Below are 18,785 nucleotides of genomic sequence, written 5' to 3' on the forward strand. Positions count from 1 at the left end.
GCATCCTGCGGCGACACCCGTGTGACCTGCGTCGTGCAGGCCCTAGTTTGACTGACTACGCACATCGCTGTGCGATTTATAAAAATGAATTAACAGGTACGTTTTGTCTTGTTTAGTTTTCAAAGATCATTCAATAATGGAGCGGGTGATGAGAATCGAACTCACGACATCAGCTTGGAAGGCTGAGGTTTTACCACTAAACTACACCCGCGTAGCATCTTATATTGGCGCGCCCGAGAGGAGTCGAACCCCTAACCTTTTGATCCGTAGTCAAACGCTCTATCCAATTGAGCTACGGGCGCTTATTAAGCGACTTAACTATCATACTATCATTTGATGTTGAAGTCAAGAAGTTTTTTAAAAATGTTTTTCGAATGTTTTTCGAATGTTTTTCGAATGTTTTCCAATTCGACTTTTCTTATTATACACATTTTTAAAATCTTGTAAACACTTTAGAAAAACTTTTTTGTTTTTCTGTTTTGTTTCACGCTGTTCATCAGCGACGTTTAATAATATACCATGCCTGTTTTATTTGGTCAACACTTTTCCTGTATTTTTTTATTTTCTTCTTTCACGCCTTCCCATGCTTATCATGTATATATTTTATCTCACCTTACAAATAATATAAGAAAATCTCTTAAGAAGAAATGAGGCGTGTTATGTATTACTACAAAGAGGAACTGATTAATATCATTAAACCGGACAAGCCAGACCCGGCAGCTGCTAAGGTCCTGCAGGAGATATTAGGCGGTCATTACGGAGAAATGCGTACAATGATGCAGTTTTTTTTCCAAAGCTCTAATTTCAGAGGAAAGCAGAAACAGTACCGCGATCTGCTTCGCGGCATTTTTTTAGAGGAGATTGCCCACGTTGAACTGGTTCAAAACACAATCAATGCTTTATTAGATGAATCAGGCGGTGAAGGTGTCGGCAGTCAAGGTGCAGATCAAGCGCCACTTGATGAAGCGGTTAAACATGCTAATCCTCATCATTATATTATTGGAGCGCAAAGTTCCCTTCCTGTTGATGCAGGGGGCAATCCGTGGAACGGGTCGTGGGTGTATAACCACGGAAACTTAATTACTGACCTGCTGGATAACCTGCTTCTCGAGTCGACAGGTGTGCTGCAAAAAACAAGAATTTATGAAATGAGCTCTAATCAGACGTTCCGCGAAACACTTGCTTTTCTGATTGTACGCGACAATGCTCACCAGAATGCATTCGCGAAAGCGCTCGAGACATTGGGCGTTGAATGGGCGAAGCTGCTCCCTGTGCCGAATTATGACATTAATAAATATCCTGAGTGCAGAAAGTATGTCGAATTAGGCTACCATAATGCACAGTTTAACTTTAGGTTGGATGAAACGAGAATCGGTGAAATCTATCAAGGGAAATCTCCAAGCCGAAATGGCGGAGAGTTACAAGTAATAGATCCTCCGGCAGGGTTTCCTGTACCAGTGCTTCCTGAAATACCAAATGAACACAGTCCTGGGTTAGGCGATATGAATGCTTAATCCAGTGGGAAGGTGCTCAAGAAACTTCTTCAGCACCTTCTTAATTGTGACAAACAGATTCATTCAACGATTGGCGTTAAAGAATCACCATTCCATATTTCTCCCTTGTTGAGTGTCCAGCTGTCATGATATAAAACTGAAGCACCCTTGTTTACTGCTGGGCTCCATTCATCATTCCATGCCAGAAAGTAAATGGTTTTAGGATATCTTTGTTTTATTGCATTGATAAATAGGCTGTAATCAAAGCTGCCGTTTGCTGTTTGCGGGCCGACTTCTGTAAAAGCAATTGGTTTATTAAGCGCTGTTAGCTGATCGTATCCATTGATCGAGTAGGCATCTTGAAAATACGCATCTAATCCGACAATATCCACGTAAGACGCGCCCGGGTAAAAATCAGTTTTAAAATCTCGGTTGGCGTCGGGAGAGTAAACCCAAAGCAAATGATCAAGTCCTCTTGTGTCGGTCATATAATGATAGATTTTCTTGTAGAGCTGTTTATATAGAGAGATTCTTTCATTATCCTTTTGGTTATATGATGTAAGTCCCCACCAAAACCATTCACCGTTCATTTCATGCAGCGGCCTGAACAAAACAGGCACACCTTGGTTCTCCAGCTCTTGAAGTCCGTCAGCAATTTTGCTGAGCATGGCATTCAGCCGCTTCCCTTCTGCTGTTGAAGAATCTAGTATTTTTTTATACTGATCGTTTGTAATCGGTGTTTTAAAATGCCCTGACTGAAAAGCAGGATTCGCCAGGTGCATGCTGATTTGCGGGATTCCACCATTTTTCCAATACGATATTAAATCGCTGTTGCAGCTTACATCTATTGAATCTTCAATATTTGCTGTTTCAAGCCATCCTCTGGCATAATCGCAGCCGTAAATAGCAGGCGATTGCCCGGTGGCGCTTCGGATTCTATCAGCCTCAGCCATAGAAAATGTGTCATGACTGTAACCTCCGAACGCTCCGGAAAGGACTCTGTTTTCCGTTCGGTTCGGCAGGTGCGCAAGCCAGTTCATCACTGCTTTTGTTGTCTGCTGTGCATTAGGATTCACAGGCGACACAGTATGCGCTTCAATTGGTTTTGCTAAAACAGCAGACGCAAGTAAAAATAAAATGAGCAAAGAGATCGTATGTTTCTTAAACAAATGCAACTCCCCCATTCATTAAGGATGAGATATCATGAATTCACATGTTCCTTCTATTGAAAACTCGCCAAAATGCGCAGGCAAGACAAAGTGTGAGCCTGCATTGCATTCATACTGAATACCATTATTTATGATTCGTCCTGATCCGCTCAGAATACTCCCCAGCAAATAGGTTTGATGTGAAGGAAAAGCAGCTCGGCCGCTAATCTTCCATTTGTACACTGAGAAATAATCTGATTGCACATAAACAATGATCTCAGCGTTACCAACTTCTTTTACTTCCGGTGTATGCACTTTATCGATATGCGGTATCGTTATAACTTCCATGGCTTTTTCTATATGAAGTGTTCTTTTTTGGCCCTGGTCATTACAGCGGTCATAATCGTATACGCGATACGTTGTATCAGAGTTTTGCTGGATTTCAAGGACAAGGGTTCCCTCACATAAAGCATGGAGTGTACCGCTTGGCACATAAAAGAAATCTCCGGGCTTGATTTTGATTCGCCTCAGCAGACCGTTCCAATCACCGCTTTCTATTCGTTGTTTGAACTCTTCCTTTGTGCTTGCATGATGTCCCAAAATTAGTTCGGCGTCATCTTTGCAATCAATGATATACCAGCACTCCGTTTTACCAAGGTCGCCATTTTCGTGCAGTTTTGCATAATCATCATCAGGATGGACTTGCACGGAGAGATCCATATTGGCGTCCAGCAGCTTTACCAGCAGCGGAAACACCTTCCTATCTGGAAAACCGAAAATCTCTGGATGATCTTGCCATACTTGATCTAGTGTCTTTCCTGCCAGCGGGCCATTTTTTACAGCCGACGGGCCATGGGCATGTGCAGAAACGGCCCAGCACTCACCTGTTTTTTGTGAGGGTATTGCGTAGCCAAAAGCGTCACGAAGCTTCGTCCCTCCCCATATTCTTTCTTTAAAGACAGGCTCTAAAAATAAAGGATGTGTCATGATCGCACCTCCCCGGATGCTGCCTCTGCTTGTAAGGCCTGATGCGCCAAAACTAGCGTGCCGATGATTCCGGCGTTACTGCCTAAACGTGGAGGTACAATATAATCACTTATATCATCTGACAATTCAGAAAAATCTAAGTAGCTGTTCATGATTTTCGGTACATATTGATAGATATAAGAAAACACTTGTTTCTGTTGCATGACGCCGCCGCCAAGAATGATTTTTTTAGGTGCAAGGATCAAAATATACTGAACCAGCGCTTGGGCAATATAGTACCCTTCCAGTTCCCAGACTTGGGCTATATCTGATAAATCCGCGGCTTTTTTTCCCCAGCGCGCTTCAATGGCGGGACCGGAAGCCAAGCCTTCAAAGCAATCTTCATGATAAGGGCACTTCCCTTGGTATACGTCATCCGGGTGCCTCCGGATATAAATATGGCCCATCTCTGGGTGTGACAGGCCCTGAAGGAGCCTCCCCTCTACAATAGCCCCCGCTCCGATGCCAGTGCCAATCGTTATATACAGGCAGCTGTCAAGACCCTTCGCTTCACCGAAAAGGAATTCACCCAGCGCTGCAGCGTTGACATCCGTACTAAATCCAACTGGGATTTTCACTTCGTTCTTAACGGTTTGCAAAAAGGGGTAGTGTCTCCAGCCCGCTTTCGGCGTGGCCATAATGGTACCGTATGTTTGACTGGTTTTATCGTTATCAACGGGACCAAAGGAGCCAATGCCGATGGCCTGTAATGAAAATTGCCGAAAATATTGAATTACTTTCTCTATCGTTTCTTCCGGCATCTTTGTGGGGAATTGTATTCGGTCAATGATTGTTCCATCTTCTTTACCGACAGCACAAACAATCTTTGTGCCGCCTGCTTCAATACCGCCAAGCATGCAGATGGCCTCCTTGTTGTCTCCGCAATCAGCGCCGTATGTTTACAGAAGTCACAACAAACTTGTCATGCCGATGACGTGAAAAGGAATATTCAAATGGAATGCCATTATCTAAGAAGCCCACATGTTCAACTTCAAGAATTGGATCATCCTGTTTACAGCCTAGATGCTGCTGGTCAATATGATCAGACTTACAGGCTCTGATTTTCCGATGTGAGCCGGCAATTTTGAGCTGCAGCTCGTTTGAGATGTGGTTATAGACCGAACCATGAAGGACATCATCATTAATGCCCGGTATTAAATGAGTCGGCATATATGTTTTTTCCAATACATAGGGTTCACCTTCTACAATTCGCAGCCGAACGACATAATAAACCGGTGTTTTCTGATCAATAGACAAATGGGCGGCCACTTCCTCAGTGGGAAATTGCACTTCAAACTGAATGACCTTGCTTTGGATTTTTTTATCTTTCAGCAAGTTGGTCAATCCGAGAATCTCATTGCTGACTACATGGACATGGTCATCCTGTATTGCAGATTGAATAATAAACGTGCCATGGCCTCGTTTTCTAAACAGCAGACCCTCGGCAACTAAATTATCCAAGGCTCTCTTCATCGTCATGCGGCTTGAGTTAAATTCTTTTGCAAGAGATACTTCATCAGGAATGGGCTGATCGATCGGATATACGTTATTTTTAATTCTATTTCTCATTTCATTTGCAATAATTTCGTATTTATTCATTGGTATCCTCCGGCAGCTGTTAGAGTCTGATATCACATAAGCTATTACGGATATCATAAGTTCTTTTCCCTATTTCATCAATGTTGCGGATTTTCGTCATCTCTATTCGTTATGATGATTGCCGGAAGATCTTGACCTTTAGGAAAATCTAGAAACCGCTATGCTCAGCAACCTTTTTGAACCATTTTCCGCTCTTTTTGACGGTTCTTTCTCCGTCTTTCTCAAGATTAACTGATACAAACCCATATCGGTTTTTATAGGCATTTGTCCAAGACCAGTTGTCCATGAACGTCCATAAGTGATAGCCTTTTACGTTCGAGCCTTCCTGTATGGCGCGGTGAATCCATTTGAGGTGCTCTTTTATAAATTCAATCCGGTAATCATCTTGAATGATGCCTTGTTCATCCCTGAAGCGCTCTTCACCTTCAACCCCCATACCGTTTTCAGAAATAAAACACTCGATGTTGCCGTAGTTTTCTTTTAAATTAATCAAAATATCATAAACGCCTTTTTCATAGATCTCCCAGCCGCGATGCGGATTCATTTTGCGGCCCGGCATGACGTAGGGATCAAAATATCTGTCCGGTAAAAAAGGAGCGTCGGGATTCGGAAGATGTTCTTTCGCTTTCACACGTCTCGGCTGATAATAATTCACTCCCAACAGGTCAACCGTGTTCTTTTTGATGATGTCAAGATCTTCAGCGTTGTAATCAGGCATAAAGCCTTCATGCTTCAAAATGTCAACCAGCTCTTTGGGATATTCGCCTTTAACAGATGGGTCTAAAAAAGATCTGTTAAAAAACGCGTCTGCGATTTCCCCGGCTTTCACATCCGCCGGATGGCTGCTTCTCGGGTATGAAGGGGTCAAATTTAAGATGATGCCGATTTTCCCGTCCTGCTTCATCTCCCTGTAAGCCTGAATAGCGCGGGCACTTGATAGCATCGTATGAAATCCAACCTGGACGGCCTCTTTAAAGTCGACCTTGTTTGGATAATGAAAATCATATAGATATCCGCCTTCTACGGGAACGATTGGTTCATTATGCGTAAACCATTTTTTCACCCGGCCGCCAAACAAACGGAAGCAAGTTCTTGCATAGTTTTCATACGCGTCAACTGTCTCTCTGTTTACCCAACCGCCGATTTTTTGAAGCGCCATCGGCATATCGAAATGAAACAAATTGACAAAAGGTTCAATTCCGTTAGCGATCAACTCATCAATGACATTGTTATAGAAATCTGCGGCTTTATTGTTGATCTCGCCCGTTCCGTTTGGTATTAAACGTGACCAGGAAATCGACATCCGGAACGAGTTGTGGCCAAGCTCCTTCATCAGCCTGATATCTTCTTTATAGTTGTCGTAAAATTGAGATGTGTCTGCGGGTCCGACATGATCAAAAAAACGATGCGGTTCTTTTTCAAACCAATAATCCCATATATTCTGGCCTTTTCCGTCTCTGTCGGCGGCACCCTCCGTTTGTGTTGCTGAAGCGGATGATCCCCACCAAAAATCCTTTGGAAAACGATATTGTTCTGTTTGTGCCAAGTCTCTCTCCCCTTATGTCACATTTTTATGCTGTTATCATTTTGCTGAGCAGCTGTCTCCTGCACAGCCTGTTCTTTTTCTTTTGCCAGATTTAATTTATCCATTGCTTTTAGGAACGGAAACCAGATCACGAAGACAATCAGCAGATTGATAAGCTGCATCACGCCCCCCATGATTGAGTTCGTCGCCATGATGCCATTAATGAACAATGGAACCGTCCACGGCACTGTCACACCAGTCGGAGGCGGAACGAGCCCGGCTGACATGGCCAAATAGGTGACGAGCGTAACAACCATCGGTGCCAGCACCCAAGGCACAATAATGATCGGATTCATGACTATCGGAAGCCCGAAGATAATCGGTTCGTTTACGTTAAAAATACCGGGAGCGAGGCCAAGTTTTGATACTTGCTTCATCTGCCTGCTTTTCATGAATATGAGAATGGTAAACACAATCGCAAGCGTCATCCCGGTTCCGCCCATCCCTACTGTATAAATCTCCATAAACGGTTTTGAAATAATATGAGGGATTTCTTTTCCCGCCGTGTAAGCAGAAAGGTTTTCTACCTGCAGTGTATTCCAAATCGGGTCCATCACGGAGTTGATAATGATCTGTCCATGCAGTCCGAAAAACCAAAGAATTTGAATGAAAAACACGGCAATCAGCGTTGGGATGATACCGCTTCCAAGTCCGACAAGCGGAGCCTGTATTGCGTGATAAATGACGTCGTGCATATTTGTTTTAAAAAACAGAGTCACCATTACGTTAATCAGCAAAAATACAGTCAATGTGATAAAAGCCGGAATAAGTGCGGCGAATGATTTTGCTACAGCAGGCGGAACGCCGGCTGGCATTTTGATTGTCAGGTTTTTTTGAACAATTCTTCTGTAAATTTCACCAGAAAGAAATGCCGTAATCATCCCAAGAAACATCCCTTTTGCACCGAGACGGTCGACCGGGATAACCCCTGTAATGGCATCTCCTGTTTCCGGTTGAACGATAAATGGCGTTAAGAGCAAAAAGGAAACCAAAGCAATCGCTCCGCCAAATACAGCTTCGACCTGATAGCTTTTTGACAGGTAATAGCCTATTCCGAACACAACAAAGACAGACATAATGCCCATAGTCGCCGTGGAGGCAATGCCGAAATGAGACTGAAACGATGTAAGCATTGAGGCGTTCATGATTTCGTTTAGAAACGGCAAATTCGTTAACACGACAAAAATGGACCCGAATATCGTAAGCGGGAAAGCCAGCATAAATGCATCACGCAGCACTTGCAAATAACGGTTATTGTTTAACCTCCCTGCAATTGGAACAAGGAATTGGCTGATTTTCTCGAACACCCTATCCACCCCGATTATTTATAGATTCTTTGTTTTAAAAATATCAAGCATCTCTTTCACTAATTCTTTCATGGATAATGTTGACATCAGGTGATCCTCCGCATGCATGAGCAGCAATGAGAAAGCTTGTGCTTCTCCGCCGGATTCCTTCTGTATCATTTGAAAGTGAATGTCATGGGCCGCGGATAAATCCTGCTCAGCCTTGGTAATGAGGGCATCCGCCTCATCCTTGTTCCCTTCTTTGTAGGCGCGCAGTGATTGTATGATGCAGCTGCGGGCATTGCCGCTGTGCAGGATAAGCTGAAAACTGATTTGTTCATCTGTTAAATTCGTGATTTTCACCTGTTCCATTATTGATTCTCCATTAAGGACAATGCCTGCTCATACGCTTTTTTCCCATCTGCCATTCCGTAGGCCATCATGTCAATGACTTCAACCCGAATGTTGTATTGATCCGCCTCTTTTTGGAGTTCGCTTTTCAGAAAGCTCATTTGCGGACCGATCAAAACGGCATCCGCTTTTCTCATGTCTTCTTTTGCTTTATCCTGGCCAACAGCCCAAATCTCCGCTTCCTCACCGATAGACTGTGCGTATTCCTTCATTTTTGTCACCAATAAACTGGTAGACATTCCTGAACTGCACGCGAGTAATATTTTTTTCAACTGCTATCCCCCCTTGTGATTAAAACGCTTACATGGATTATTATAGTCATTTATCTTTAAATGTCTATACTTTTATAAAATAAATATAATCATATACTTGTCCGGTTCATCATTTTGTAAATTTTTCTATGGAAGATTCATTCATAATGTGGTACACTCATCAACGGAAACGAATCAATTAAATAGCTATTATCACTTGTATAACCTCAATAATATGGTTTGAGGGTGTCTACCAGGAACCGTAAAATCCTGATTACAAAATTTGTTTATGACATTTTTTGTAATCAGGATTTTTTTTATTTATCAAAACATTTAAGTAAAGGAGTTTGTTATGAATTTCAAAGTTTTCCTGCTTGCAGCTTCTACGATTGCAGTCGGATTGGTTGAGTTAATTGTGGGGGGAATTCTTCCTCAGATCGCAAATGATTTAGACATTTCCATTGTTTCAGCCGGACAGTTGATCAGTGTGTTTGCGCTGGGATATGCAGTGTCTGGGCCGCTGCTTTTGGCATTGACTGCGAAGATTGAGCGGAAGCGCTTATATCTAATTGCTTTATTTGTTTTCTTCCTTAGCAATCTTGTCGCCTATTTCAGCCCTAATTTCGCAACACTGATGGTATCTAGGGTATTGGCAGCAATGAGTACAGGGCTGATTGTTGTGCTTTCTTTAACAATTGCCCCGAAAATTGTAGCGCCTGAATACAGAGCCCGCGCAATCGGAATTATTTTTATGGGTTTCAGCTCTGCTATCGCATTAGGCGTGCCGCTCGGAATCTTAATCAGCGATTCCTTCGGGTGGCGGATTTTGTTCCTTGGCATCGGCCTGTTGGCGCTGATCTCCATGCTGATTATTTCAATCTTCTTTGAAAGAATACCGGCGGAGAAAATGATTCCTTTCCGGGAACAACTCAAGACGATCGGTAATCTGAAAATCGCGAGTTCACACCTCGTCACGATGTTTACATTAGCTGGCCACTACACGCTTTACGCTTACTTTGCGCCGTTTTTAGAAGAGACTCTTCACCTGAGCTCTTTCTGGGTCAGCATTTGTTATTTCCTTTTCGGGATATCTGCTGTATGCGGAGGCCCTTTCGGAGGAGCGCTATCTGACCGGCTTGGTTCCTTTAAGAGCATTTTGCTGGTGACCGGTTCCTTTGCCATCATTATGTTCTTACTGCCGCTGTCTACATCGTCTATGATTTTCTTTTTGCCTGTCATGGTGATTTGGGGTCTTCTGAGCTGGAGCCTCGCCCCGGCTCAGCAAAGCTATTTAATTGAAATTGCACCTGATTCGTCTGACATTCAGCAAAGCTTTAACACGTCGGCACTCCAAGTCGGAATTGCCCTTGGCTCAGCCATTGGCGGTGTTGTTTTGGATCAGACGGGTACTGTAGTGTCAACAGCATGGTGCGGCGGGTCAATTGTGATCATCGCTGTCCTGTTTGCTTTCATTTCTTTAACAAGACCTGTTCAGACAGCAAAAAAATCCTCCTTGTAAAAGGAGGATTTTTTATTATTTAGCTGAAAGCTCATCTTCTATGACCCATTTGTGGTTTTTCACTTTTTCGCCGCTCGTTGTCGATGTATAGTCAACCATGTATACAGTTGTTTTTTCCGCGGAGTCGATCTCGGCTGTTGCTCCTTTCATGCCTTTCATATGAGAAGCCTCTAAAATCACCTGATCTCCGGGATGTAACGTTTTATCTCCGGTATCTTTGATTTCTTCTTGGATCACCCATTTATGATGATCCACACGCTGTCCCCCATTAGTCGGAGTATAAGAAACAACATACGCCGTTGTATCATAGGCGCCTGTTACCGTAGCTTCGGCACCTTTCATGCCTTTCATATGGGAAGTATTGATGATTACCTGGCTGCCTACTTTGTATTTCGGATTTTTAGATTCCTGTAATCCCTCTGGAACGTCAGCTGATCCGGAATGGTCCATCTCTTCATGTGTTGAGGAGTCTGAATGATTGTCATGTGTGCTTTCTTTCGTACTGTTGTTATTGCCGCATGCTGATAAAACAAAAACAAGAGATAACATCAGAATTCCCAGTGCATTTTTAGAGATTTTCATGTTCATTCTCCTTTGCTTCATTTTTTTCCTGTAACTTTTGCCCGCAGACAATGAAAACATGGCCTCTCGATAATACTATACCCCCGAACGGTATGTAAATACGCTGATATTCTCATAAAGCGTTCCCGCAGTTTGTCCTATTCCCCTTTGTTTGCAAAACCAAACATGAAAAAAAGCCGCTGTCAGGCGGCATTTACTGATTTAAGATTTTTATATACACACCTTTTTTTGCTTTTTGATAAGCGGCCTCACCCATTTTCCTCACCTTTTCAGAAGCATCTGAGGATTTGATCCATTCGTCATCAAGAAAAATGGATGGATCGATTAGGCGCATTTTCTTCTTTTGATGGAAATCGTACTGGATGTCATCCTCTATTACTTGTATGCCGGGATGAATAGATGTAAGCAAGCCCAGGACTTCTTCATTTTTTGATGCACGCAGGATGTTCAGTACCTCTTGGTCCGTTTTCAGCAGATCCTCTGCGGATATGACATCATGCCGCAACGCTGCCTTCAATGCTCGCGCTAAATACTCATATCCATATACATTCACGGGATTCAAAAAGAAATCAATCACTTCCTTGTAGTACACACTGACAAACCATTCGGCAGCTTCAATACTATCAGGAAACATCCTTCCGTTTCTCACAATAAGATGATCCAAAAAGGTTTGCGCTTCGTGCAGGCTAATGTGTCCATATCGGTACATATCACGCAGCGTATAGTCTGTCCGATCAGCACACAGCTCCGGTGCGGGCTGTTCGAGCAATGTCCACCTTGAATCGTCAGATAAAAGTTCTTCAGTATGATAGCCGTGTTTTTGTAAAATGTCCGGGATTTCAGAGTGAACAATGACTTGTTGAAAGATGTTTTCATGATAGTCTTCTGCTTGATTTTCAAAGACAACGTCGACCACATGAGAAAAAGCTGTGTGTGATACGTCGTGGAGCAGACCCGCAATCTGTTCTTCTATCGTTCCTCCGAGCTTTTTGATGAGGAGCATTACGCCGATGGAGTGCTCATACCTGGTCACATTCCACCTTCGATTGACTAAAAAGCTTGCTCCGCCTTGATAGATCCCTTTTAATCTTTGCACAGGAGCGCTTTTGATAAGCTCTTCCAGTACTCCATCTATATGGTGGTGCCCGTAAATGACATCGCTGATTTCCATGCCGTCACCTCAATATCTATTTTTTTTGTTATATATTGTTTATATTGATAGTACATATGCAATCTTTCAATAGAGGAGTGTTATGATGATCATCATCCCAAACAATGAGATAGCGAAACATATGTTGATCGATTTTTTTGCCAAGCGTTGGGGTACACCCGAGATGGCGATTTCCAGCGGCATTTTTCGGTGTGATGAATTAGATGGATTTGCCGCAGTAAATGAAAGCGGCGAAATCATTGGCTGTATTACATACTTGATAGATGGGAAAGATTGTGAAATTATTTCATTAGATAGTATGATTGAAAATAAAGGAATCGGCACAGCTTTACTTCAGCAGGTTGAAGAGACGGCTAAATATGCACATTGTCAACGAATAAAGCTTATCACAACGAATGATAATGTACATGCGATGGCGTTTTATCAAAAGAGAGGCTATCAATTCGCCGCAGTGTTTCCGAACGCAGTTGAAAAAGCGCGCCGACTCAAGCCGGAGATTCCCGAGGTGGCTGAAAACGGCATTTTGATTCGGGATGAAATTCTATTTTCGAAGGTAATTGATTAAACGAATAGGAGTCTTTTATGTCCAGTCATTATAAATACCCTCTCATTTTCACGGCATTCCTATTAATCGCTTTCTGCTTGATCTTTTTTTCCTATCACCTGATTCATCATGTTCGTTTGGAGTATCCGAATTGGCAGGGAGAAAGCAAAGACCAGAATTGGGAAGCTGTTTTCAAAAAAAATGAAGATGCACCAAATGAATACAGCGGCGAACTTTATTGGATCGGTGAACCACATGAAACAGACAACACTTATTTGGAATCACTGATTGTAAAAAAGGATGATGAAGTTCTGCTGAGTTCTGACACGGAAATCCCGATGCATGATTATTCTGGAGGCACTTTTTCTGATGGAAGCGCAAAAGAAAAGTCCGTTTCTTTTTTAGAGCGGTTAGATGAACATGAGCTTGAAGGCCATGATATTACGATTGAAGTGAAATGGAAACAAGGTAATCATTATTCTGCGAGCCAGCTTACGCTCAATGAAAAGACCTTGTTTGAAGAAAAGCAGCAATAGATGATCAAAACGAAAAATAGACAAATGAAAAGGTGTAACATATTTTATACAGCTCATATGTTATGCCTTTTCCTTCATTTTCGCCAAAAAGTGGAGCAGTCTGCCTTATCCCGAATATTAACCTCAATCATGTTCTCAAGTAGCGTGTAATCAACTGGACCGTTCCAAGGGATACGTATTAGCTGCTCGGTGTAATCATATCCGGCCTTCACAATATCATCCTCTACGTGCGCTATCGTTACTTTTTCAGGAGCGACAGCTAAATGCTTTTTAGAAACACTAAAGCCAATAATAAATGTACCGTGATCCGTAAACATCGGCTGGTTCCATTTTATTTCTGTATGTAAATTTGGATATTTATCTTTGATCCAAGTCAACACCTCTTCCGTTCTTTCTCGGTGGAACGGGTCATCAATCCCCGCTAAATACTCAGAAAAAACGTCCATGTTGTTCCCTCCTAAAATAAAATGATGCCACTCCATATGAACTGCTCAGACATGTGCTTACACAATACCTCTTTCCAACATAATACTTAAAATTGTTCAAGATGTAAGCGGGTTGCTTCTATGCGACTATAGCAGATTTCAGTCCGCCTATCCACGGCCAGTATCTATTCCTCCCATTTATTTCTTTAGTACTATCACTCTTTCCTTTGATAGCCAGTTCATTATTCTTGTAAATCCAATCTTTAAAATCGATTAATACTAGCTTAACAGTTTAAAAATATAATTGGGTTGTCATTGAGATTCATCTATATTTAGGAGGTTATCCAGTTGAAAAAATTCCCGAAGAAATTACTGCCTATCGCGGTTTTATCATCAATTGCGTTCAGCAGCTTAGCCAGCGGCAGTGTGCCTGAAGCCAGCGCCCAGGAAAAGAAAAAGGGGAACCACGACGAAATTAAGAATGTTATTGTTCTGATTGGTGATGGTATGGGTGTTTCTTATACGTCCGCTTATCGATACTTAAAGGATAATAAAAAGACAAAAGTTGTGGAGCCTACGGCTTTTGATCAGTATCTTGTCGGCCAGCAAACAACTTACCCCGATGATCCTGAACAAAATGTAACGGATTCTGCAGCGGCGGCAACGGCTATGTCTGCGGGAATTAAAACATACAATAATGCCATAGCCGTGGATAACGACGGGTCAGAAGCCAAAACGGTGCTTGAAGCTGCGAAAGAAAAAGGAAAAGCAACAGGACTTGTGGCCACTTCAGAAATTACACACGCCACTCCGGCCTCTTTCGGTTCACACGACCACAGCCGAAAAAATATGAACTCAATTGCGGATGATTATTTTGATGAGATGGTCAACGGCAAGCACAAAATTGATGTCCTTTTAGGAGGGGGAAAGAGCAATTTTGACCGTAAGGACCGTAATTTGATTAAAGAATTCAAAAAAGCGGGGTACAGCTATGTGGATAACCGCAAGGACATGCTGAAAAACAAAGACAGCCAAGTTCTCGGCCTATTCGCTGACGGCGGCCTGCCTAAAAAGATTGACCGGACGAAGGATATTCCATCACTTAAAGATATGACAAACACAGCCATTAAAAAATTAAACAAGGATAAAGACGGATTCTTCCTCATGGTGGAAGGCAGCCAAATTGACTGGGCGGGCCATGACAATGATATCGTCGGCGCCATGAGCGAGATGGAAGACTTCGAACAAGCTTATAAGGCGGCTATTGATTTCGCTAAAAAAGACAAGCACACATTGGTTGTCGCAACGGCTGACCACTCAACCGGCGGATATTCCATCGGTGCGGACGGCATCTACAATTGGTTCAGTGAACCCATTAAAGCCGCAAAACGCACACCTGACTTTATGGCAGAAAAGATCGCTGACGGCGCGGATGTTGAAAAAACTTTGAAAACATATATCGATCAAAAAAAATTGGCTTTAACAAAAGCCGAAATTCAATCTGTTGAAGAAGCGGCAAAATCGAAGGAAGTACTGGATATCGATAACGCAATCGAGAACATCTTTAATAAACGCTCTCACACTGGATGGACAACAGGCGGACATACCGGTGAAGATGTTCCCGTCTATGCATACGGTCCGTCTAGTGAGACATTTGCCGGCCAAATTGATAATACAGAAATCGCAAAAAATGTCTTCAAGGCTTTACAATACAACATTAAGATTAACGATAAGTAAAAGAATACAAGGTGTCCCGTTGCTTGTATGAAGTAACGGGATCTCTTTTTAATGGAGGAATCATCATGAGAAGAATTCTTTCAATTTTCGTTTTTGCTATCATGCTTGCGGGCTGCTCATCAAACGCCAGTACTGAAAAACAGCATGCAGGCGGGGAGAAAACAGTAAAAGCTGAGCCGCAAAGCACTTCATCCCAGAAGGACAGCACAGATGATTATCAGCCTAATTCCCAGGTAACTGATGACCGGTCATTGCTTAAGGTCGGCCAAACGTTTTCAGATGATAAAGGAAAAGCTGTCTTAAAAGATATCAAACAAGTGAACAAAACCTATAAAATTGGCGACGTGGAGTTAACAGTAAAAGAAATGAAGCTGATCCACTTGCGCCCGGACTACAGCATGATTGATTACTTTCATGAGTTAACACACGATGAAGAGTTTGATTTCGTTAAGGTTTTCGTTAATATCAAGAACACCTCTTCAAAAAAAGTAAATGTTGCACCGATTGCATTGATGAAAACAAATACGGGCGAAACCTTCGATTGGAACAAAGATATTTATCTTGAAGAGTTAAACGGCGAATTGCAAGGCGGCGCCGAAAAGTCCGGAAATCTCGGCTTTATTGTGAACGCATCAAGCGGCCATGCTCATGATAAGGCCGCGGATGCTGAGAAGAAAACAAAAGAGATTAAGTGGATCGAAATCACGACAAGTGACGTCTTTGACCATAACCATAAGAAAATCAGTGATGCTCAAAAAATCAAAATCAAGTTTTAAATCAAGAACTCCCGTACAAGGTACGGGAGTTCTTTTTCTTATTTGTTTTTTTGGCGAATCAACTCATCAATCCGCTCCATCACTTCTTCCATGTCCATACATTCTTTGAAGCTTTGATTGATTTTTTTAATGCCTGCCGTATACTGATCGTTGCGCAAAACCTCATCTACGGCCTGTTTTAATATTTGGACATTGACTTCATCTTTAGAGATGACATAGCCTGCATGGAGTTCAGAGAGACGCTGCGCCACCATCGGCTGATCCTTATCATGAGGCATGACAACCAGTGGCACGCTGAAATGAATGCCTTCGTTTACGCTGTTCATTCCGCCGTGTGTAATGAAAACATCCGATTGCTCCAGCACTTCCAGCTGAGGGACATACGGAGCAATGATAAAGTTTTCCGGCGCCTGCTTTAATTTGGTCAGGTCCGCTTTTTCTCCGGCAGCGATGACGACTTTTCCGTTAAAGCCTGAAAATGCATCAATACAAAGGTTGAAGAAATCCTCTGTATGATCCAGTACAGTCCCCATTGAAATATAAATGACCTTCTCATCTTTTAGCTGTTCAATCGGGAAATTTGTTTTTTCCGCTCTCTTTGGAAAGCTCGGCCCGATAAACAGACATTCATCCCCGAAACGATCATTTTCTGGCTGAAAATAACGGCTTGTATACACTACGTTCAATTCCCCTTTATTGTTCATGAATTGAACCAGGTTTTTCGGGGCAACACCGTACGTTTCTTTCATTTTTGCCAAAAGGTCTTCGCACTCTTGATCCAATTCAAGCGGCGCTCCAGACTCCGGATGCAGCGGCAGGATTTTCAGGTGCTCCTCGCCAAACAAGAAAGACGCCGATGAAGAGACTCCTGGAATATCTAAGTAATCCCTTACCAATTCCCCCGCGCCGAATTTATCATAATAAACAAAATCAAATTGAATGCTCTTAGATAAGTCTTTGACAATCTGTAAAATGTCCAATGACGTTTTGATATGGATTTTCACGAAATCAAGAATGCCATTGGGCGAACCGACATGAATAGGTGTCGTTCGCAGCAGATCCCGGTGAAGATGGACCGTTGCTCCCGCTGCTTCTAATCGTTTTTTATATTTTTCAGTGGATATATAATGGACATCATATCCCTTATCGGAAAACGCTTTTGTAATGCCTAAGGTAGGATTCACATGGCCTTCCGCAGGAAAATTCAAAATCAATACTGTCTTCATGTAGACAACTCCCTCTCAAATCGTATTCTGACTCTTTGTTTGATCAGACTACTACTAATCGTAAAATGGGAACACAACCCATGCAAGGTACAAATGAATGAACTATTCTGCTGCTCTGGACTTAATCAAAAAAAAGACACCCAAGCTCTGGTGTCTTTTTTTATACTTTTCTGATCGTAAAAAATTTCCGCAGAAGCCATGGGCCCGGTGTAAAGCCCAGCGTTAACTGCCAAGCGCCAATAGCCTGCAATCTGTATTCGCGGACGATCTGCATCTTCCGGCTCATGCTCCTGACATCCTCAAACCATACCTCATGCGTCCGCCCCTGCTGATCACTGTACCGGAAAAACGGTGATTGATATTCGGCTGAATATTGTATCGGGGCTTGGTACCTCATCGCTCTTTCGATTGCGTTTTGATTTGAAATCGCTGAAGCAACTGTGCCCGGCTGATACGGGATGATCCAGTCGTACCCGTAGAGCGGGACTCCGATAATGATTTTTCTGCTCGGTACCTGCGCAATCGTAAACTCAATGGTTCTCCTTATTTCAGTAATCGGCGCTACAGGACCCGGCTCACTTCCGGCATGATGCCAATCATAAGCCATGATAAACATATAATTAACAACCGCTCCTATTCCTCCGTAATCATAGCCTCTCAGCCAGGGGATATTATCGCTTGTTTTTGCCGGAACAGCTATCGTCAGCACATATCCTCCCGCCTGAAGGCGATCTCTCAGCTGACGCAAAAAACCAGTGAAAAGGTCACGATCCTCGGCGCTCACCTGTTCAAAATCGATTGTCACACCGCCATATCCCCTTGTGGAAACTAAGTAATAAATATTGTTGACCAGATTGCTTCTCGCTGTCGGGTTGTTCAGGACTTGGTGAACGAGTTCTGTACTGAATCCTGTTGATGTAAGGTTTGTTATGGTCGCAAGCGGCGTCACCCGTCTTTGCCAAGTTGTCTCGATAGCAGCCGCATCATTCAATTGGTTTGCAATGTCGCCGTTCGGTGCAATATGGTATTCGAAAATCGAAATTGAAGACGAGTATGGCGCATAATCATTGATCAGCTCCCGATCGAGGTCAGGATTTCGGAGCACGTAAAAACTTAATGTTCCCGCAATGTAATTTGAGATCGAAGGAATCGTTATTTTTGCTCCCGCTTGTAAAGCATTTGGGCTGATGCCCGGATTGGCGGCTCGCAGACGCTCTAATGGCACAAACGCTTTAGCTGCAATGGCGGTAAGCGTATCTCCCGGCTGGACTGTATATACATAAAGAGGGATAAGCAGAGCCTGCCCCGGCACGATATTCGTTTCATCTAAACCATTCACACCCCGTATTTGATCAACAGAAGCACCGTATCTTCTGCCTATCGAAAACAAAGAATCACCAGGCCCGACGATATGGATAAACATGTTTAACCCCCATTATTCGTTAGTCAAACCATCATAAAATCTTATTA

General features: G+C 42.8%; 19 protein-coding genes, 2 tRNA genes and 1 riboswitch. Of the genes, 6 read left to right on the forward strand and 15 right to left on the reverse strand.

The window, feature by feature from the left end:
- Positions 1-137 precede the first annotated feature (137 nt).
- Together ACQVGT_RS17495 and ACQVGT_RS17500 are read right to left on the reverse strand one after the other, a co-directional pair.
- Positions 138-211, reverse strand: a tRNA-Gly gene (locus tag ACQVGT_RS17495).
- Between the two features lie 14 nt (positions 212-225).
- Positions 226-302: transfer RNA gene (locus tag ACQVGT_RS17500), tRNA-Arg, on the reverse strand.
- 357 nt (positions 303-659) lie between these two features.
- On the opposite strand from ACQVGT_RS17500, the gene ACQVGT_RS17505 reads away from it, so the two are divergent.
- The gene (locus tag ACQVGT_RS17505) at positions 660-1,514 is read left to right on the forward strand and encodes a manganese catalase family protein (RefSeq protein ID WP_015382918.1); all 855 of its coding nucleotides are present in this window, start codon (positions 660-662) and stop codon (positions 1,512-1,514) included.
- Positions 1,515-1,573: 59 nt separating this feature from the next.
- Here ACQVGT_RS17505 and gmuG read toward each other — a convergent pair whose 3' ends face one another.
- The 8 genes from gmuG to ACQVGT_RS17545 form a co-directional block, all read right to left on the reverse strand.
- Complete coding sequence (gmuG, locus tag ACQVGT_RS17510) at positions 1,574-2,662, reverse strand: mannan endo-1,4-beta-mannosidase (RefSeq protein WP_015482881.1); 1,089 nt, start codon at positions 2,660-2,662, stop codon at positions 1,574-1,576.
- Between the two features lie 18 nt (positions 2,663-2,680).
- A complete protein-coding gene (gene manA, locus ACQVGT_RS17515) occupies positions 2,681-3,628 on the reverse strand; it encodes a mannose-6-phosphate isomerase, class I (protein WP_015382916.1) in 948 nt (315 codons plus the stop codon).
- Positions 3,625-4,524, reverse strand: a complete 900-nt coding sequence (locus tag ACQVGT_RS17520; protein WP_015382915.1) for an ROK family protein — start codon at positions 4,522-4,524, stop codon at positions 3,625-3,627. Before ACQVGT_RS17520 ends, manA begins: the two co-directional genes overlap by 4 nt.
- Before the next feature lie 28 nt (positions 4,525-4,552).
- Positions 4,553-5,266, reverse strand: a complete 714-nt coding sequence (gene gmuR, locus ACQVGT_RS17525) for a transcriptional regulator GmuR (RefSeq protein WP_015382914.1) — start codon at positions 5,264-5,266, stop codon at positions 4,553-4,555.
- 148 nt (positions 5,267-5,414) lie between these two features.
- Complete coding sequence (gmuD, locus tag ACQVGT_RS17530; RefSeq protein WP_015382913.1) at positions 5,415-6,812, reverse strand: 6-phospho-beta-glucosidase GmuD; 1,398 nt, start codon at positions 6,810-6,812, stop codon at positions 5,415-5,417.
- Positions 6,813-6,829: 17 nt separating this feature from the next.
- Complete coding sequence (gene celB, locus ACQVGT_RS17535; protein WP_015382912.1) at positions 6,830-8,158, reverse strand: PTS cellobiose transporter subunit IIC; 1,329 nt, start codon at positions 8,156-8,158, stop codon at positions 6,830-6,832.
- An 18-nt stretch (positions 8,159-8,176) separates the two neighbouring features.
- The gene (locus ACQVGT_RS17540) at positions 8,177-8,509 is read right to left on the reverse strand and encodes a PTS sugar transporter subunit IIA (RefSeq protein WP_015382911.1); all 333 of its coding nucleotides are present in this window, start codon (positions 8,507-8,509) and stop codon (positions 8,177-8,179) included.
- The gene (locus ACQVGT_RS17545) at positions 8,509-8,820 is read right to left on the reverse strand and encodes a PTS sugar transporter subunit IIB (protein WP_014112863.1); all 312 of its coding nucleotides are present in this window, start codon (positions 8,818-8,820) and stop codon (positions 8,509-8,511) included. Before ACQVGT_RS17545 ends, ACQVGT_RS17540 begins: the two co-directional genes overlap by 1 nt.
- Before the next feature lie 176 nt (positions 8,821-8,996).
- A riboswitch (purine riboswitch) is annotated at positions 8,997-9,096 on the forward strand.
- 55 nt (positions 9,097-9,151) lie between these two features.
- Between ACQVGT_RS17545 and pbuE the strand changes: the two genes are divergently transcribed.
- A complete protein-coding gene (pbuE, locus tag ACQVGT_RS17550) occupies positions 9,152-10,318 on the forward strand; it encodes a purine transporter PbuE (RefSeq protein ID WP_003234105.1) in 1,167 nt (388 codons plus the stop codon).
- A gap of 15 nt (positions 10,319-10,333) precedes the next feature.
- Here pbuE and ACQVGT_RS17555 read toward each other — a convergent pair whose 3' ends face one another.
- Both ACQVGT_RS17555 and ACQVGT_RS17560 read right to left on the reverse strand, forming a co-directional pair.
- Positions 10,334-10,951, reverse strand: coding sequence for a YdhK family protein (locus ACQVGT_RS17555; protein ID WP_080030715.1), 618 nt, complete (start codon positions 10,949-10,951; stop codon positions 10,334-10,336).
- Positions 10,952-11,093: 142 nt separating this feature from the next.
- Complete coding sequence (locus ACQVGT_RS17560; RefSeq protein WP_015382908.1) at positions 11,094-12,071, reverse strand: HD domain-containing protein; 978 nt, start codon at positions 12,069-12,071, stop codon at positions 11,094-11,096.
- Between the two features lie 82 nt (positions 12,072-12,153).
- On the opposite strand from ACQVGT_RS17560, the gene ACQVGT_RS17565 reads away from it, so the two are divergent.
- Complete coding sequence (locus ACQVGT_RS17565; protein WP_080030636.1) at positions 12,154-12,636, forward strand: GNAT family N-acetyltransferase; 483 nt, start codon at positions 12,154-12,156, stop codon at positions 12,634-12,636.
- A 17-nt stretch (positions 12,637-12,653) separates the two neighbouring features.
- Positions 12,654-13,151, forward strand: coding sequence for a YdhH/YoaO family protein (locus ACQVGT_RS17570; protein ID WP_015382906.1), 498 nt, complete (start codon positions 12,654-12,656; stop codon positions 13,149-13,151).
- Between the two features lie 74 nt (positions 13,152-13,225).
- Here the strand turns inward: ACQVGT_RS17570 and fra are convergent, their stop codons facing one another.
- A complete protein-coding gene (gene fra / locus ACQVGT_RS17575) occupies positions 13,226-13,597 on the reverse strand; it encodes an iron chaperone frataxin (RefSeq protein WP_015482878.1) in 372 nt (123 codons plus the stop codon).
- 327 nt (positions 13,598-13,924) lie between these two features.
- Between fra and ACQVGT_RS17580 the strand changes: the two genes are divergently transcribed.
- The gene (locus ACQVGT_RS17580) at positions 13,925-15,313 is read left to right on the forward strand and encodes an alkaline phosphatase family protein (RefSeq protein WP_015382905.1); all 1,389 of its coding nucleotides are present in this window, start codon (positions 13,925-13,927) and stop codon (positions 15,311-15,313) included.
- 65 nt (positions 15,314-15,378) lie between these two features.
- Positions 15,379-16,089: a membrane lipoprotein lipid attachment site-containing protein gene (locus tag ACQVGT_RS17585; protein ID WP_015482877.1), complete on the forward strand. Its 711-nt coding sequence runs from the start codon at positions 15,379-15,381 to the stop codon at positions 16,087-16,089.
- Between the two features lie 38 nt (positions 16,090-16,127).
- Here the strand turns inward: ACQVGT_RS17585 and ACQVGT_RS17590 are convergent, their stop codons facing one another.
- Together ACQVGT_RS17590 and ACQVGT_RS17595 are read right to left on the reverse strand one after the other, a co-directional pair.
- The gene (locus ACQVGT_RS17590) at positions 16,128-17,315 is read right to left on the reverse strand and encodes a macrolide family glycosyltransferase (protein WP_015382903.1); all 1,188 of its coding nucleotides are present in this window, start codon (positions 17,313-17,315) and stop codon (positions 16,128-16,130) included.
- A 160-nt stretch (positions 17,316-17,475) separates the two neighbouring features.
- Positions 17,476-18,738: a glycoside hydrolase family 18 protein gene (locus ACQVGT_RS17595; RefSeq protein ID WP_015382902.1), complete on the reverse strand. Its 1,263-nt coding sequence runs from the start codon at positions 18,736-18,738 to the stop codon at positions 17,476-17,478.
- Positions 18,739-18,785: the final 47 nt, after the last annotated feature.

Source organism: Bacillus sp. SCT118, from assembly GCF_058566435.1.

Bases quoted from the DNA above. Each gene is read 5' to 3' on its own strand.
- ACQVGT_RS17565 (WP_080030636.1), top strand. From the start codon at position 12,154: ATGATGATCATCATCCCAAACAATGAGATAGCGAAACATATGTTGATC.
- ACQVGT_RS17570 (WP_015382906.1), top strand. From the start codon at position 12,654: ATGTCCAGTCATTATAAATACCCTCTCATTTTCACGGCATTCCTATTA.
- gmuR (WP_015382914.1), bottom strand. From the start codon at position 5,266: ATGAATAAATACGAAATTATTGCAAATGAAATGAGAAATAGAATTAAA.
- pbuE (WP_003234105.1), top strand. From the start codon at position 9,152: ATGAATTTCAAAGTTTTCCTGCTTGCAGCTTCTACGATTGCAGTCGGA.
- ACQVGT_RS17560 (WP_015382908.1), bottom strand. From the start codon at position 12,071: ATGGAAATCAGCGATGTCATTTACGGGCACCACCATATAGATGGAGTA.
- ACQVGT_RS17520 (WP_015382915.1), bottom strand. From the start codon at position 4,524: ATGCTTGGCGGTATTGAAGCAGGCGGCACAAAGATTGTTTGTGCTGTC.
- ACQVGT_RS17590 (WP_015382903.1), bottom strand. From the start codon at position 17,315: ATGAAGACAGTATTGATTTTGAATTTTCCTGCGGAAGGCCATGTGAAT.
- ACQVGT_RS17585 (WP_015482877.1), top strand. From the start codon at position 15,379: ATGAGAAGAATTCTTTCAATTTTCGTTTTTGCTATCATGCTTGCGGGC.
- ACQVGT_RS17505 (WP_015382918.1), top strand. From the start codon at position 660: ATGTATTACTACAAAGAGGAACTGATTAATATCATTAAACCGGACAAG.
- manA (WP_015382916.1), bottom strand. From the start codon at position 3,628: ATGACACATCCTTTATTTTTAGAGCCTGTCTTTAAAGAAAGAATATGG.
- fra (WP_015482878.1), bottom strand. From the start codon at position 13,597: ATGGACGTTTTTTCTGAGTATTTAGCGGGGATTGATGACCCGTTCCAC.
- ACQVGT_RS17595 (WP_015382902.1), bottom strand. From the start codon at position 18,738: ATGTTTATCCATATCGTCGGGCCTGGTGATTCTTTGTTTTCGATAGGC.
- ACQVGT_RS17540 (WP_015382911.1), bottom strand. From the start codon at position 8,509: ATGGAACAGGTGAAAATCACGAATTTAACAGATGAACAAATCAGTTTT.